This is a genomic window from Bradyrhizobium sp. USDA 4451 (assembly GCF_054822585.1).
In genome coordinates this window covers 1984169-1998013 of record NZ_JBTRCH010000001.1, presented here as the reverse complement: position 1 = coordinate 1998013, position 13845 = coordinate 1984169, and the positions used below count along the sequence as shown (strand labels likewise).

Genomic DNA, 13845 nt, shown 5'->3' with positions numbered 1-13845 from the left:
GGCAGCGGCCCGGGCCGCTCACAACGCGATGGCATTCTTCAAGCGCGACGTCGCTTGATAGGCGGGCGACGCCAGATGCTCGGACAGCCATGGCCGCGCGCGCTGGCCGCTGGCCTCGTGCACGCCGTCGAAGATGGCCATGTCGATCGAATGCGGGTGGCCCGACAACGCGTAAACCGATTGCATTTCCGCGAACTTCTCCTCACGTCCGAGTTCGATCGCGTTGGCGCCGTCGCGGCTGCCGATCTCGACGAACAGCGGACACGGACAGAGCAGGTACGCCAGCTCTGTCCCGGCGTATTTGGCGCGGCTGTTGGCGAAATGAATATAGGCCGCCAGTTCGATGCCGAGATTCTTGCTGATCGTGGACGACATCAGAAACTTCTTCTCGTCGCGCATATAGCCGGAGACCACGGTCGGCCGCATCCGCCCCGTCGCGGCTTCGAGATGCAGCGCGAGAAAGGCGCCCGAGGACACTCCATAGACGCCGACATTCAGACCGGAGGCCCCGGTCAGCTTGCGGCAGACGGTTTCGCCGGCGTCGATCGATGCGCACGACACGTTGTGCGCGGAGACGCCGTGGGACGCCAGCATCGCGGCGATGTTGTTCTGGCTTTCCTGATTTCCGATCTGGACGATGTAGGGACACCAGACGACATAGCCGTCCTGGCACAGCTGCTTGCCGATCGCGTTCATGTAGTCCTGGTCGGCATCGTCGAAGCAGCGCTCCGGCGTGCTTGCCATGCCGTGACCGAGCAGGATCAGTCCCCTGAACGCGCCGTCGGGTATCCCGAGACAACCGCGCACCGGCACGCCGCATTCCAGATCGAACTCGACCTTCACCACCGAGAATCGGTCCGCCGTGCCGCGCCAGAGAATCCGGATCTCGTCGCCGGACGGGCGGTAAAGCCGCCGTCCCCGGAGCAGCGACCGCATCTCGCGGCGAATTTCCGACCCGGTCGCGACCGCGCGCAGCTTTCCGCTTGCCGCGATATCGAAGAACGAGCGGCAGAACGTATCGTAGCCAAGCGCCGGCAGATCGACGTTCGCGCACGACCCCTGGCAGTGACTCAGCGCCAGCGTGTTGCCGGCGACCGATGCGGGTCCAACCAGCGTCATCAAAAATCCGGACAGCGCCCTGCGGCTGATCATCGGTTCCTCTCGAGCCCACGCTGGCTCGGCTGACTGACGGAGGTCACTGTCGCCGCGAATTGCGCGGATACAAATTAAAGGATGTCCATGATCGAAGGATCGCAAGCAGCGTTGCAAACGAGTGACTCTGGCAGAACCAGTGCAGCGGCCACCGATGCCGAATACGTTTCGGGACGCTTCGGAAATGTGTCTGATCGTCGCGCCGATTCAATTTCGCCACACGCGGCGATGATCGTCAGGTCGGCGTCAGGTTCCAATCATCGGGTCTCAATGATCAAGTTTTGGGCTTGATCTCGGTGACCTTGGCATCGGCGGCCTTCGGCGGATCGCCGAAATCGAGTTTCTTCTGGAAGCCGATCTGCACGTTCAGTGCCCAGGGCTGAACCTCGTCGGGCCGCCGCACCTGCCGGACCGAGGCTCCGGCCGTGCCGATATATCCGTCACCGAAATCATGCGCGAAATCGAGCCCGGTGAGGAACGTCGTGCTCCACAGATCGGTGTTGAGATAGTCGTCGCGGCGATAGCGCGCCAAGAGGCTGACCGCGTTCTTGTCATCGAACTTGTAGCTGAGCGAGGCTTCGCTCGCCTGCCCGACGTCGAGCGAGGCGAACGAGAGCGTGGTATCCGAGATCGTTCGCGACGATCCGACCCCGAATGTCCACGCACCCGTCTGATACTTGGCCTTGGCGGTGTAGAGCAGCTGCTTGACGTCGTCGAAATCGGTGGTGTCGTATCTGGCGAAATACGGCGACACCGATCCTTCCACCTCGACGCCGCTGCTCTTCACCGTGAAGAAGGCGTTCGGCTGCACGATGTTGTGGCTGCGATCGAGCCCGAAAATATCGGTCGCGAGATAGGCGACCCGCGACAGCACCACCGAGGTGCCGATCTCGCCGGTCCCGAGCTTGTAGGCGAAGCCGGGCATGAAGGTGCGCGTCACGAAGTTCTCGTCCTGCGGCAGGAAATCGCCCAGCGTGAAGATGTTTCGCTCGTTGAGCGCGTTGATGCCGGTGTCGACATTGGCGAACAGCCTGAAATCCGTGGTGTCGTATTCGAGACGGTTGCGCAGCTGCACGCCATGCGAGCGGCGCGCCCAATTGTCGTCGACCGTCGTCGTCAACGTGGTGCGCAACGCGAGCTTCGGTGCAAGCTCGATGGCGCCGGCGGCGGTGATGATCGCAGTGGTGCTGGGGGCTGCGACGCCGGGGTCGTATTGCGTGTCGGCAAACTTGACGTTGAGTCCGACGATGCCGTCCTGAAGCGAGCCGCGCAGGTAATCGTAGTTGATCGTCTGCGTCGCGAACATGCTGCCGCGCGCACCCAGGGTGTCGGTCGGGTTGGAATCATAGCCCGTGCGCAGGCCGATCGAGCCGGCGTTCACGGACACCGTCTCCGCCGGAGCGGTCTGCGCCAGACCTGCGGAGACGCCAAGCTGCGAAGCAACAACAACTGCCGCCAACAACGCACGCCGAATCATGCACGCGACCCTCCACATACAGGGTCGGAAATCATGGTTAATCGGCCGTTAAATCCGCAATTTCTGGTTGATTTTGGCCTTTCGACCTGATGCGCATCGCGCGCGATTTGATAGCATCATCAGCATCAATGAGGGCATCAAGGATTCTGATAACATGGTTAACGCTAAGTATTAGAGTAAAAAACCACTTCAAGTTGTGGATGAATTCGAGACGTGGATAGTGGCGGCGACCAAGCCAATGGTCTTGGGCTCGATAACAACGGAGGAAGTCATGAAGAAGTATATCGTCGCCGTCGCTCTCGCCTCGCTCGTCGCCTCGCCGGCCTTCGCCGGTGGCCCCCGTGGTGGTGGCGGCGCCCTGATCGGTTCCGTGATCGCTCCGATCACGACCGCGGTCTCCGCGCTCAACGTCAACGCGCTCAACAACGTCAACGTGCTCGGCGGCGGCGTCAACGTCCTGAATGGCAACAAGACCAACGTCTCGGCCATCCTGCCGATCAGCCTCAAGAACACCAACATCCTGTCCGGCATCCTCGGCGGCGGTCGTTCGCACGGCTGCGGCTGCAACTAAGTGCACTTGTCGGGAGGGCACCGAGGTGCCCTCCCGACAACTTCGGGCGAGACCGCTTGCATCCACCTCGCCACACGATCCACTCACTCACCCATCATCCAGGCAGCCTCGCCCTTCCACGACTCCGGATCGCGTCACGACGATCGTCGGACGCCGACGTTCCAGACATCCCACGACAGGTCGTGATTGCCCTGCAAGGCAGGCCATGGCGTCAGCGCGCCCCTCCGCCAAATTCCTCTCCGCGACATTTCGGCTCGACCGGCGCCATGTCGCGACACGCCGGATGCCCGGGAGGACCAACGAACGTCCATCATTCATCATGAGTGCCCCGGAATAGTCCGGACTCGTGGCTCGGGTTGAATTGCTCTACGCAATATTTCCGAGGTCGATGGGGTTATCTGTTGGGCAATGTTTTTTGGAATGACCGATGGCGAACGACCTGCACGAGCATCTGATCGAACTGGCCTATGAGGCCGCGGTCGTTCCCGAACTGTGGCCGAACGTGCTGCACCAGGTCGGCGGGATCGCGAAAGCGCGCGGTATCGTGCTGCTGACGGCGGCCCCGCACGACGTCCGCTGGGTCGCATCGCCCGACATGCACGACGACACCGTGGCCTATGTCGAGGGCGGCTGGCACGAGCGCAACGGGCGGCTGCCGCGCCTGCTCGCGGCCAACCATGCCGGCTTCCTGCGCGACGTCGACGTGTTCGCGACGCCCGAAGAGGTGCAGCAGGACTACCAGATCCGCGAGTTCTTCCGCCCGCGCGGGCTCGGATGGGGCGCCGGCACCGCGATCCCAGTGCCGAGCGGCGACGTGCTGATCTACAGCGTCGAGCGCGAATATCAGCATGGGCCGATCGAGCGGGAAGCCATCGAGCAGCTCGATGCGCTGCGCCCGCATCTGGCGCGTGCGGCGCTGCTGTCGGCGCGGCTCGGAATGGAGCGCGCGAGGGCGGCAACCGAATCGCTGGCGATGCTCGGCCTGCCCGCAGCGGTGCTGCGGCGTGGCGGCCGCCTGATGGCCGCCAACACGCTGTTCGACCGCCTGGTGCCCGACGTGATGCAGGATCGCGCCGAGCGGCTGACGCTGGCGACGGCCACCGCCGACGTGCTGTTCGCCCAGGCGCTGGCCGCACTCGAGCAAGGGCTGATCAGCACGGAGGTCCGCTCGGTGCCGATCGCAGCGCAGGACGATCGTCCGCCGTTGATCGTGCATCTGGTCCCGATCCACGGCACCGCGCGCGACCTGTTCGACCGCGCGCTGGCGATCGTGATCGTGACGCCGGTGGTGCCGGCCGAAGTGCCGAATGCGGAAGTGCTGCAAGGCCTGTTCGACCTGACGCCGGCGGAAGCCCGCGTCGCGCGCGGCATCGGCGAGGGCCGCACCGTTGACGCAATCGCCATCGCCTTCGGCATCTCCCGCGAAACGGTGCGCAACCAGCTCAAGGCCGTGCTGGCGAAGACCGGGCTCGGCCGCCAGGTGGAGCTTGCCGGCCTGCTGGCCGGCACGAAGGTGCCGCCGGGTTCGTCCGCGGAATAAGGCATGATCCGGAAAACTGCGAAGCGGTTTTCCCTCGCGACAAACGCGGAACGTTTGCGCCGAGATCATGCTCAAACATAGCGCGGCGCTCAGGCTGCGTTCAGACGAGCCTTGAGGAATCCGGCAACTCGGCTGACCGCGTCGGCGGTCATTGGATCATCGTCCGCGAAATCGAACCCGTGCGCCTTGCCCGGATATTTGACGATCTCCGCCGCGGCGCCGACCGACTTGCCGAGCCTGACGAGCTTCTCACCGCTAGAGAGCGGCACGTTGCGGTCGGCCTCGCCATGCAGCTCGAGCAGCGGCGGCAGGTGCCTGACCTCCGGCGCGATCTGGTCGGGCATGCCGCCATACAGCACGGCCAGCGCCGACACCCGCGCGTCGCGGGCCGCCGCGGTCGCGGCAACGTAGCCGCCGAGCGAGAAGCCGAGCAGCCCGATCCGCCCGGAACTGTCCGCACTTGCCAGCACCGAGGTCAGCACGGACGAGACGCGCCCGGCCCAGGCGTCGAACCGCCCGGCTTCATAGGGCGCGCGGCTCTCGCTCGTATGCATCGTCGCAAGCGCCTGCTCGTCGGCCGGCGTGTAGTAACGCACGAAGTAGGCGTCGATGCCGTCTGCGGTCAGCGCATTGGCATAGCGCTGATAGGCCTGCGGCCTGAGATCGAAACCACGCAAGCCGTGCAGGACCAACACGGCCGGCCGCTTGCCGGAGCGCCCGGCGGCGTAGCGATTGAGCGTGATGCGGCCTTCGCTGGCATCGACGCTGAGCGTCTCGGCCGCCGCCGCCGCAAGCGCGGGCGATGCCGCCAGCAGCGCAAGGCTGCCAAGCAGGCTCCGTCGGCTGATGGCTGGCATCGAAACCTCGATTGGATCGCGCGGCCGGCGGCCGGTCCGCGCTGCTATATCATGCTGAAGCGCATGCCCGATAGATCGCGCAAGCATCCGCCGGTCCACCCAGCGACGGGGGCCCGACCGACAATGCCGGCTCTCGGGGCGATCGCAAAAGGATCGCATGTTCAAATCGCACGGGTTGCGCTAGTGATAGCTCCCCTCCCTGCGCCAGCCGGCGCATGTCCCGTCATAATGAGTGTATCTGAATGGCCGAAGCCGACCTCGACGCCGTCATCCGGCAAACCGCAAGAGCGCAGACCAAGGCCGTGATGGCGGCCGCCAGGAAGCGCCAGGCCGTCTGGGTCGCGCGCGCCGCCAAGGCCACGGACAAGGACACCAAGGCGCGCTTCCGCCACCTCGCCAAGAGCACCATCCTGAACGCCACCGCGACCGCCAAGCGGTTGCAGAATTCGGCGGAGAATGCCGCCGACGCCTATGCCCGCGCCATGAAGAAGGCGATGGAAGAGCCGCCGCCGGCAAAGGACCCCCAGAAGAAATCCGAGCAGAAGCCCGACAAGCAATCCGAGAAGAAGCCGGCGAAGAAGAAATAGGACGCCTGAGAGGCAGCCCCGCATGCTCACCGTTCACCATCTCGGCAAATCGCAATCGGAGCGGATCGTCTGGCTGTGCGAGGAGCTTGCGATCCCCTACGAGCTGAAGTGCACCACGCGCGATCCCGTCACGATGCTGGCGCCGGCCGACTACAAGGCGCTGCACCCGGCCGGTGCCGCGCCCGTCATCACCGACGGCGAGCTGGTGCTGGCCGAATCCGGCGCGGTCGTCGAATACATCGTCGCCAGATACGGCGATGGACGGCTGACGCTGCAGCCGGATCATCCTGATTTCGCCCAGTTCCTGTACTGGTTTCACTTCGCCAACGGCACGCTGCAGGCGCAGATGGGCCGCAGCATGATCCTGCACCGGCTCAACCTCGCGGCCGACAATCCCATGCTGGTGGCGACCAAGGCGCGGGTCGACCTCTCGTTCGACCTGATCGAGGCGCGGCTGCGCGACGTCCAATATCTTGCTGGCGACACGTTCACGACCGCCGACATCATGATTGGCTTCTCGCTGACGACGATGCGCTATTTCCTGCCTTACGACCTTGGCCGCTGCCCGAGCATCAGGGCCTATCTCGGCCGCATCGCGGCGCGCCCGGCCTATCAGCGCGCGATGCAGAAGGGCGATCCGGGGATGGCACTGCTGCTGACGTGAGGTCGTGATGCCGCGTTACGTCGCTCTGCTGCGCGCGGTCAATGTCGGCGGCACCGGCAAGCTGCCGATGACCGAGCTGAAGGCGATGTGCGTCGACGCGGGATTCGACGACGTGCAGACCTATATCGCCAGCGGCAATGTGGTGTTCTCCTCGAAGCTCGGCGCGGCCAAGGTCAAGGCCGCGCTGGAGCAGCGGTTGCAGGCCTATGCCGGCAAGCCGGTCGGCGTCGCGGTGCGGAGCGCCGACGAGATCGCCGCGGTGCTGAAGGCCAATCCGTTTCCGAAGGCGCCGCCGAACTTCACGGTCGCGATCTTCCTCGACGAGCCGCCGCCCAAGGATGCGCTGAAGGACGTCAAGGGCCAGCAGGACGAGCAGATCCGGCTCGGCAAGCGCGAGATCTATGTCGCCTATGGCAGCGGCATGGGCCGTTCGAAGCTGAAGATCCCCGCCGCCGCCCGCGGCACCGCGCGCAATATCAACACGATCGCGAAGCTCGCCGAGCTGGCGACGGACGAAGAGTAAGCCCAGTCGGAAAACCTAAGACCCGTCATCCTGAGGAGCGCGCCCTTGCGCGCGGCTCCTCAGGATGACGGTTCAAGGGCGGATTACGCTGCTACGTTTCCCGCACCGCGAATCCTTCGGCATTGAGTCTCGTCAGCACGTCCTCCAGATGGGCGCGGTCGCGGGTCTCGATCACGAGCTCGAGCAGCGTCGCCTTCGCCGGCAGGTCCGAGAAGGTGCGCTGGTGCGACACCTCGATGATGTTGGCGCCGGCATCCGCGAGCAGGATCGACACCGCCGCGAGCTGTCCGGGCCGGTCGACGATATCGAGCGCCAGTTGGGTCAGCCGTCCCTCGCGCGCGAGCTCGCGGGTCAGCACCGAGGCGATCAGTCTGGTGTCGATATTGCCGCCGGTCAGCACGAGGCCGACATTGCGGCCGGCAAACCGCTCGGGCGCCGCGAGCACTGCGGCAAGGCCGGCAGCGCCGGCGCCCTCGACCACCGTCTTCTCGATCGAGATCAGGGTCGCGACCGCGCGCTCGATCTGGTCCTCGCTGACCAGCACGATATCGTCGACGAGCTCACGAACGATTTTCGTGGTGAGCTGCCCGGGCGCCTTGACCGCGATGCCCTCGGCGAGCGTATCGCCGCGCATCGGCAGCCGCTCACCCCTTGACCGCGTTGTACATCGACGGATAGAGCTGGGCCTGCACGCCGATGACCTGAACCGACGGCTTGATCGCCTTCGCGGCCGTGGCGATGCCCGAGATCAGCCCGCCGCCGCCGATCGGCACCACCAGGATATCGAGCTCCGGCACCGCCGCGAGCATTTCGAGCCCGATCGTGCCCTGGCCTGCAATGATCAACGGATCGTCATAGGGGTGGATCAGGATCAGGCCTCGCTCGGCGGCATGGGATCCGACGAACGCGAAGCATTCTTCCAGCGTCTGCCCTGTCATGATGACCTCGGCGCCGTGCCGCCTGGTGTTCTCGATCTTCACCATCGGGGTGCCGATCGGCATCACGATGGTGGCGGGAATGCCGAGCCGCTTGGCGTGGTAGGCGACGCCTTGGGCATGATTGCCGGCCGACATCGCGATCACCCCGCGCTTGCGCTCGTCTGACGACAGCGCTTGCAGCCGATTGAGTGCGCCGCGCTCCTTGAAGGTTGCGGTGAACTGAAGGTTCTCGAATTTCAGGAACAGCCGGCAGCCGCAGATCTCGCCCAGCGTACGACTCTCGTTGCACGCCGTGACCAACACCGAATCCCGGATCACGCCGGCGGCGCGACGTATGTCGTCAAGGGTTACGGCGGGTGGATTGGAAGGATGCGGCATCGGCTTTGCTCAGGTCCATTTTGTCAAACGGAACCTAGCGGGTTTCGGCGCCGAAAACGACCGCGCTATCGTGCGGCCGACGCAGCCGGCTCCGGCCTGGCGGGCACCGCCGGCTGGACCTCATCGCATTTGGCGCACAGCAGCGCGGTACGGAAATGCTTGTCGAGCGCGATGGTTCGCGTCCTGCCGCACTGGCAGCGCATCGGCTTATCCATGAAAGGTCGGCCCGGGTTCGAGATGCAAGGAAAGCGCGCGCTTAGCTAACCCGATCCGGTTAACCCAATATGACTTGCAGACGGAAAACTAGAAAAAGCCCGCGCTGAGATCGAGACCATAGCTTGCCCTGAGCACCGCGACGAACAGCGCGGCCAAGGCGAACAGCAGGACATGCCGGGCGATGCTGCTCCGAAGCGAAAACACCCGTGCGATCGATTGAGCCAAAGCAGTCATTTGCGACCTCCAGAGCAGCGTCCCGAAGGTAGGTCGCGCGCAGGCCTGCGAGGTTCAACGCGGCTCGCGGAACGGGCGGCGGCGTGCCGATGCGCTCGGTTCCCGATCACGTTGCACGCGCGTCCGGTTCCTGAAGCGGTGACCGATCACGATCAGGGTGCCCTTGGCGCAACGCAGCCTCCTTATTCGAATTTGAGCATGCTCTTTTCGGAAAAGCGCTTCGCACTTTTCCCGATCATGCTCTACAGGTTCGGCACCTCCGCCGGCGCGATCGCAGTCAGGCCGCCGAAGCGGCGCTCGCGGCCGTGGAAGGAGGCGAGTGCGTCGGCGAGGTCGTCGGCTTCGAATTCAGGCCACATCCGCTCGGTGAAGTGCAGCTCGGCATAGGCGCCTTCCCAGAGCAGGAAGTCCGACAACCGCTTTTCGCCGGAGGTGCGGATGATCAGATCGACGTCGCGCAGGCCGGCTTCGCCGGTGATCAGATCGGCAAAGGTCTCGCGGCTCAGCGGGCCTGCGCCGGCCGCGCGCGCGGCCGCGTTCAGGATCGCGTCGCGCGCCGAATAGTCGATCGCGATGCGCAGATGCAGCGTGGTGCCGGAGGCGGTCTCGGCCTCGGCGCGGCCGATCGCGGCCGCGATGCCGTCGGGCAGCCGGTCGCGGCGGCCGATCACGGAAAGGCGGACGCCATTGCGCACCAGGGCTGCGATCTCGTTGGCGAGGTAGAACCGGAGCAGTCCCATCAGCGCCGCGACCTCGGCCTTCGGGCGGCGCCAATTGTCGCTGGAGAATGCGTAGAGGGTCAGCGTGCCGACGCCGTGGTCCGGTGCAGCCTCGACGATGCGGCGGATCGCTTCGACGCCCGCTTCATGTCCGCGCAGCCGCGACAGGCCGCGCCGCGTCGCCCAGCGGCCGTTGCCGTCCATGATGATGCCGACATGGAGCCGTGTGGCTGGCTCCGGCTTGAGCGCAACGTTACTTTGCATCACAAAGTCTCCGGATAAAAAATGGAATAATCAAACCGGCTGGACGCCGAGACGTCCGGACGCGCCGCCGTCCTTGCCGGCCGCCTTTTCAGTCCTGCCGGCGGCCTTCTCGGCCGTGCCGGCGGCCTTGGCTGCGTCGCGCACCAGCTGTTCGAGCACGGCGAGATAATCCAGGAACCGGCGGCGGCCGCTCTTGGTCAGGCGGCAGCTGGTGTGCGGGCGATTGCCCTCATAACCCTTGATGACGTCGACCAGGCCGGCCTCCTGCAACACCTGCAGATGCCGGCTGAGATTGCCGTCGGTCAGGCCGCACAGCTGCTTGAGATCGGCAAAGGCGAGCCCCTTCGGATGCGCCATCAGCGAGGTCAACAGTCCAAGCCGCGCCTTCTCGTGGATGACGCGGTCGAGGCCATCATAGGCGAATGGCGCGGTGGTCAGCTCAGTCTTCGGCATCATGGCCTCCGGAAGCGAAATACAACAGCGCGGCGAGCAGCAGCTGGCCGATCGCGAATGGCAGTCCCATGGTCCAGGGCGACAGCGCGTGGCTCTGGCTCGCGATCAACAGCACCGTGAAGCCGGACAGGAAATACCAGGCACCGCCGAGCGCGATCGTGCGCGGCAGCAGGCGGACCGAGGCGAACACGCCGAGACTGACCAGCACCTGCCACAGGCCGGGCAGCATCCACAGCGTCTCCGGCGCGAATTTCCATTGCAGGATCGCGAGCAGCACGCCGGCGATGACAGCGGGAACGAACTGCCCGATCGCCTGCTGCACCATCGCGTCGGCAAGGCCGGAATGGTGCCGCCGCGAGCGCGCCTGCATCTCGATCCAGATCAGCACGGCCGACAGCAGCGCGGCTGCGGCCCAGCCCGCGAGGAATGCGATCGGATGCGTCGTGGGATCGTCGAGCCAGAGATATTGCGCGAACGCCGTGACCAGCGCGATGCCGCTGGTCGCGGCAACCGTCGCCGGACCATAGCCGCGGAACGCGGTTCCGGCCGCGATCTGGCTGCGGATCGCGAGAATATCGGCCAACGCCTTGTCGAGGTCGCGCATGTTTCGCCCGCACTTTGTAATGCAAAGTATACGGGATCGCCAAGTAAACGCAAGCAGCATCGCGCCGCCGGCCGGTCGCGATGCTTAACGGCCGGTTACCGCGCGAATTGCGGCGAAAGCGTGCGGCCTTACACCTTCACGAGGCTCGCAAAGCCGCCATAGATCATCCGCTTCGGATCGAACGGCACGTCGCCCTTGCCCATCGATTCCAGGCGGGGATCGGCCATCACCTTGGCGTTGATCCTGTCGCGCTGGGCGCGCGACTTGTAGGTGATCCAGGCGAACACGACGGTTTCGCCGGCCTTCAGCTTCACGCTCTGCGGAAACGAGGTCAGCTTGCCCGGCTTGACGTCGTCGGCGACCCACTCGCGATAATCCAGCGCGCCATGTTCGCGCCAGACCTTGCCGGCCATCTTCGAGAGCTTGGCATAGGCCTTGAGTTTCTTCTTCGGCACGGCGACGACGAAACCATCGACGTAAGGCATGCGTATGACTTTCTGCTGTTGAGTTTCCCGTCACTGCGAGGAGCAAAGCGACGAAGCAGTCCATCTGGACCCTTACGGCGCGATGGATTGCTTCGCTTCGCTCGGAATGACGATCAGGAGTGACAGCAGGATGCCTGAACCGGTGCCGGTTGGTACTGGTCACGTAGCCGCACCCAGTCCATCGGATAGGGCAAGCCTTCCTCGTGGCGGCCGAGCGGCGTCAGATCGAGATAGTGATAGGCGGCATTCATCATGTCGAGGCCGCGCGCGAAGGTCGAGTAGGTGTGGAACACGCTGCCCGTCTCGTCGCGGAAGAACACGCTGATGCCGGGCAGCTCCGGCCCGTAGAGCGGGCTCGTTCCGTAATTGTATTTCGCGTCCCCCGCATCGATCTGGCCTTGTGTGAACGACACGCCGTAGTCGTAGTTGAAGTCATTGCCGCCCGACGACACCCAGTCGAAGGTCCAGCCCATCCGCCGCTTGAACGCCTCGAGCTTGGCGAGCGGCGCCCGCGAGACCGCGATCATCGTGGTGTCGCGCGCGGCGAGATGCGGGACCATGCGCTCGAAGCCGTCGACCCAGAACGAGCAGCTCTTGCAGGCGGCGTCCCACTCCGGCGCGAACATCACATGCTGTACCACGAGCTGCGGCCGGCCCTTGAAGAGATCGCCGAGCGTCACCTTGCCGTCGGGCCCGTCGAACACGTAGTCCTTGTCGACCTTGACCCAGGGCAGTTCGCGGCGCTGCCGGCTCAGCGCCTCGCGGGCCTGGGTCAGTTGCTTCTCACCGGCCATCAATGCCTTGCGGGCTGCGATCCATTCTTCGCGCGAGACGATCTTGTGCTGTTGCATGAGATACTCCTTTGCGGTCAGGCGCCGACATATTGTTCCAGATTGCCGAGGAATTCGGTCCAGCCGCGCTGGTGGTTGTCGCGGGCGGTCTCGTCGACGAACTGCGCGTGATGGAAGGTGAGCAAGGTGCCGCCCCTTTCGGGCTTGATCGATACCGTGACCTCCGACTCGCGCTCCGGCGTCGAATGCCAGGCCCAGCTGAACACCAGCCTTTCGTTCGGCACCACCTCGCGATAGATGCCGCCGACCTCGTGATATTCGCCGTTCGAGCCGGTGAACTTGATCCGGTAACGTCCGCCGACGCGGACATCGAGCTCGGCCTGCGTGGTGCCGGGCTTGACCTGCCCGGGGCCGAACCACTGCACTAGGTTTTCCGGCTCGGTCCACGCGGCGTAGACTTTTTCCGGCCGCGCGCGGAGCCGCCGCGTGAGGGTGAGGCTTGGCCGCGCGACGGGACCGCCGTCGGCTGCGGATCGCTTTTCCGGTTGGTTTGCCGATTGGTCTGCCATGGGTCTTCCTCCACAAAAGCGGCCAGACGATCGAGATTGTCGGACCAGAATTGCGCATAGCGATTGAGCCAGTTCATCGCCTGCTCCATCGGCCTTGCGGTGAGCCGGCACGCCACGGTGCGGCCGGTCTTCTCGCGCGTCACGAGGCCGGCATCGGTGAGCACGTCGAGATGCTTCATGATCGCCGGCAACGACATCGCGAATGGCTGCGCCAGCTCGCTCACCGACAGGCCGTCCTGCTCGCCGAGCCGCGCCAGCAGCGCGCGGCGGGTGGGATCGGAAAGCGCCGCGAAAGTGCGGTCCAGCGTCTCGTCCTGATACTTAACCATATGGTTTAGTATAGGCGCAAACGGCGTGTCGTCAAGCTTAATGCTTCACGATCGCGTTAGGCGGAACGCAGTGCGAGAATCAGTATTGATACGGCGGCAACCGGCGCCGTGCGGTGAAGCCCGATTCTAATCGGGGTAGACGGTCCGGTGCCGGCGATGGTGGCGGCGCGGCGACGGTGGCGGTGGCTCGCGGAACAGGAAGCGCGGGTTCTCGCCGCAGCTGAGATAGCGCCCGGACACGCTCGCCTGGCATTGCTGGTAGGTCTGGTAGGCACATTCGCCGGGATAGCCGAGGCTCGGGCCCTGCGCGCACCAGGGATAGTCATACGGATCGGCGGACGCCGGCTTGATGCTCGCACCGGCAAGCGTCATCGTCCCCAAAACCAGCAGTGCAAATCGCGATGCGCGCATGATCCGACTGCCGCAGCAAGCAACGTGCGGCATCTTGGGCAAGGTTCCTGAAGCTCATTTTATTCCGCGTCAAGGCTCAACAA

At 64.9% G+C, this 13845-nt stretch carries 17 protein-coding genes and 1 pseudogene; 5 read left to right on the top strand and 13 right to left on the bottom strand.

The genetic code is table 11. The features are described from left to right. Positions 1-18 precede the first annotated feature (18 nt). Positions 19-1152, bottom strand: a complete 1134-nt coding sequence (locus ACVMB0_RS09210; protein WP_461346004.1) for a hypothetical protein — start codon at positions 1150-1152, stop codon at positions 19-21. 274 nt (positions 1153-1426) lie between these two features. Beyond that, positions 1427-2611: a hypothetical protein gene (locus ACVMB0_RS09205; protein WP_461346003.1), complete on the bottom strand. Its 1185-nt coding sequence runs from the start codon at positions 2609-2611 to the stop codon at positions 1427-1429. Positions 2612-2900: 289 nt separating this feature from the next. Here ACVMB0_RS09205 and ACVMB0_RS09200 point away from each other — a divergent pair, with 289 nt between their 5' ends. Further along, positions 2901-3200, top strand: a complete 300-nt coding sequence (locus ACVMB0_RS09200) for a hypothetical protein (RefSeq protein ID WP_456751099.1) — start codon at positions 2901-2903, stop codon at positions 3198-3200. A 427-nt stretch (positions 3201-3627) separates the two neighbouring features. Beyond that, positions 3628-4740: a helix-turn-helix transcriptional regulator gene (locus ACVMB0_RS09195; RefSeq protein ID WP_461346002.1), complete on the top strand. Its 1113-nt coding sequence runs from the start codon at positions 3628-3630 to the stop codon at positions 4738-4740. Positions 4741-4829: 89 nt separating this feature from the next. On the opposite strand, the gene ACVMB0_RS09190 is transcribed toward ACVMB0_RS09195, so the two are convergent. Then, the gene (locus tag ACVMB0_RS09190) at positions 4830-5597 is read right to left on the bottom strand and encodes a dienelactone hydrolase family protein (protein ID WP_461346001.1); all 768 of its coding nucleotides are present in this window, start codon (positions 5595-5597) and stop codon (positions 4830-4832) included. Between the two features lie 242 nt (positions 5598-5839). On the opposite strand from ACVMB0_RS09190, the gene ACVMB0_RS09185 reads away from it, so the two are divergent. Genes ACVMB0_RS09185 through ACVMB0_RS09175 form a run of 3 tightly spaced genes read left to right on the top strand, consistent with a single transcriptional unit; the run spans position 5840 to position 7371 of the window. After that, positions 5840-6184 (top strand): hypothetical protein, encoded by a 345-nt coding sequence (locus ACVMB0_RS09185; RefSeq protein ID WP_461346000.1) that lies wholly within the window; start codon positions 5840-5842, stop codon positions 6182-6184. 22 nt (positions 6185-6206) lie between these two features. Then, a complete protein-coding gene (locus tag ACVMB0_RS09180; protein ID WP_461345999.1) occupies positions 6207-6848 on the top strand; it encodes a glutathione S-transferase family protein in 642 nt (213 codons plus the stop codon). A 7-nt stretch (positions 6849-6855) separates the two neighbouring features. Beyond that, positions 6856-7371: a DUF1697 domain-containing protein gene (locus ACVMB0_RS09175; RefSeq protein WP_461345998.1), complete on the top strand. Its 516-nt coding sequence runs from the start codon at positions 6856-6858 to the stop codon at positions 7369-7371. A gap of 91 nt (positions 7372-7462) precedes the next feature. Here ACVMB0_RS09175 and ACVMB0_RS09170 read toward each other — a convergent pair. The 10 genes and pseudogenes from ACVMB0_RS09170 to ACVMB0_RS09125 form a co-directional block, all read right to left on the bottom strand. After that, positions 7463-8687 (bottom strand): annotated as a pseudogene (locus ACVMB0_RS09170) (threonine ammonia-lyase). Positions 8688-8990: 303 nt separating this feature from the next. Continuing rightward, positions 8991-9137: a response regulator gene (locus tag ACVMB0_RS09165; RefSeq protein WP_461345997.1), complete on the bottom strand. Its 147-nt coding sequence runs from the start codon at positions 9135-9137 to the stop codon at positions 8991-8993. Positions 9138-9379: 242 nt separating this feature from the next. After that, positions 9380-10120 carry a di-trans,poly-cis-decaprenylcistransferase gene (locus ACVMB0_RS09160; protein ID WP_461345996.1) on the bottom strand — a complete coding sequence of 247 codons (741 nt, stop codon included), beginning with the start codon at positions 10118-10120 and terminating at the stop codon, positions 9380-9382. 30 nt (positions 10121-10150) lie between these two features. Next, positions 10151-10573 carry a transcriptional regulator gene (locus ACVMB0_RS09155; protein WP_461345995.1) on the bottom strand — a complete coding sequence of 141 codons (423 nt, stop codon included), beginning with the start codon at positions 10571-10573 and terminating at the stop codon, positions 10151-10153. After that, positions 10560-11177: a hypothetical protein gene (locus ACVMB0_RS09150; protein WP_461345994.1), complete on the bottom strand. Its 618-nt coding sequence runs from the start codon at positions 11175-11177 to the stop codon at positions 10560-10562. Before ACVMB0_RS09150 ends, ACVMB0_RS09155 begins: the two co-directional genes overlap by 14 nt. 128 nt (positions 11178-11305) lie before the next feature. After that, positions 11306-11662, bottom strand: coding sequence for a DUF1428 domain-containing protein (locus ACVMB0_RS09145; RefSeq protein ID WP_456796977.1), 357 nt, complete (start codon positions 11660-11662; stop codon positions 11306-11308). Positions 11663-11775: 113 nt separating this feature from the next. Continuing rightward, positions 11776-12513, bottom strand: coding sequence for a DUF899 domain-containing protein (locus ACVMB0_RS09140; protein WP_461345993.1), 738 nt, complete (start codon positions 12511-12513; stop codon positions 11776-11778). 17 nt (positions 12514-12530) lie between these two features. Next, positions 12531-12878 carry an SRPBCC family protein gene (locus tag ACVMB0_RS09135; protein ID WP_461345992.1) on the bottom strand — a complete coding sequence of 116 codons (348 nt, stop codon included), beginning with the start codon at positions 12876-12878 and terminating at the stop codon, positions 12531-12533. Beyond that, positions 12878-13351 carry an ArsR/SmtB family transcription factor gene (locus tag ACVMB0_RS09130; RefSeq protein WP_456751112.1) on the bottom strand — a complete coding sequence of 158 codons (474 nt, stop codon included), beginning with the start codon at positions 13349-13351 and terminating at the stop codon, positions 12878-12880. The genes ACVMB0_RS09135 and ACVMB0_RS09130 overlap by 1 nt, the downstream gene beginning before the upstream one ends. A 126-nt stretch (positions 13352-13477) precedes the next feature. After that, the gene (locus ACVMB0_RS09125; RefSeq protein ID WP_461345991.1) at positions 13478-13762 is read right to left on the bottom strand and encodes a DUF3551 domain-containing protein; all 285 of its coding nucleotides are present in this window, start codon (positions 13760-13762) and stop codon (positions 13478-13480) included. Positions 13763-13845: the final 83 nt, after the last annotated feature.

Coding starts and splice junctions, on each gene's coding strand:
- ACVMB0_RS09210 (WP_461346004.1), bottom strand. CDS start 1,152: ATGATCAGCCGCAGGGCGCTGTCCGGATTTTTGATGACGCTGGTTGGA.
- ACVMB0_RS09200 (WP_456751099.1), top strand. CDS start 2,901: ATGAAGAAGTATATCGTCGCCGTCGCTCTCGCCTCGCTCGTCGCCTCG.
- ACVMB0_RS09195 (WP_461346002.1), top strand. CDS start 3,628: ATGGCGAACGACCTGCACGAGCATCTGATCGAACTGGCCTATGAGGCC.
- ACVMB0_RS09190 (WP_461346001.1), bottom strand. CDS start 5,597: ATGCCAGCCATCAGCCGACGGAGCCTGCTTGGCAGCCTTGCGCTGCTG.
- ACVMB0_RS09185 (WP_461346000.1), top strand. CDS start 5,840: ATGGCCGAAGCCGACCTCGACGCCGTCATCCGGCAAACCGCAAGAGCG.
- ACVMB0_RS09180 (WP_461345999.1), top strand. CDS start 6,207: ATGCTCACCGTTCACCATCTCGGCAAATCGCAATCGGAGCGGATCGTC.
- ACVMB0_RS09175 (WP_461345998.1), top strand. CDS start 6,856: ATGCCGCGTTACGTCGCTCTGCTGCGCGCGGTCAATGTCGGCGGCACC.
- ACVMB0_RS09165 (WP_461345997.1), bottom strand. CDS start 9,137: ATGACTGCTTTGGCTCAATCGATCGCACGGGTGTTTTCGCTTCGGAGC.
- ACVMB0_RS09160 (WP_461345996.1), bottom strand. CDS start 10,120: ATGCAAAGTAACGTTGCGCTCAAGCCGGAGCCAGCCACACGGCTCCAT.
- ACVMB0_RS09155 (WP_461345995.1), bottom strand. CDS start 10,573: ATGCCGAAGACTGAGCTGACCACCGCGCCATTCGCCTATGATGGCCTC.
- ACVMB0_RS09150 (WP_461345994.1), bottom strand. CDS start 11,177: ATGCGCGACCTCGACAAGGCGTTGGCCGATATTCTCGCGATCCGCAGC.
- ACVMB0_RS09145 (WP_456796977.1), bottom strand. CDS start 11,662: ATGCCTTACGTCGATGGTTTCGTCGTCGCCGTGCCGAAGAAGAAACTC.
- ACVMB0_RS09140 (WP_461345993.1), bottom strand. CDS start 12,513: ATGCAACAGCACAAGATCGTCTCGCGCGAAGAATGGATCGCAGCCCGC.
- ACVMB0_RS09130 (WP_456751112.1), bottom strand. CDS start 13,351: ATGGTTAAGTATCAGGACGAGACGCTGGACCGCACTTTCGCGGCGCTT.
- ACVMB0_RS09125 (WP_461345991.1), bottom strand. CDS start 13,762: ATGCGCGCATCGCGATTTGCACTGCTGGTTTTGGGGACGATGACGCTT.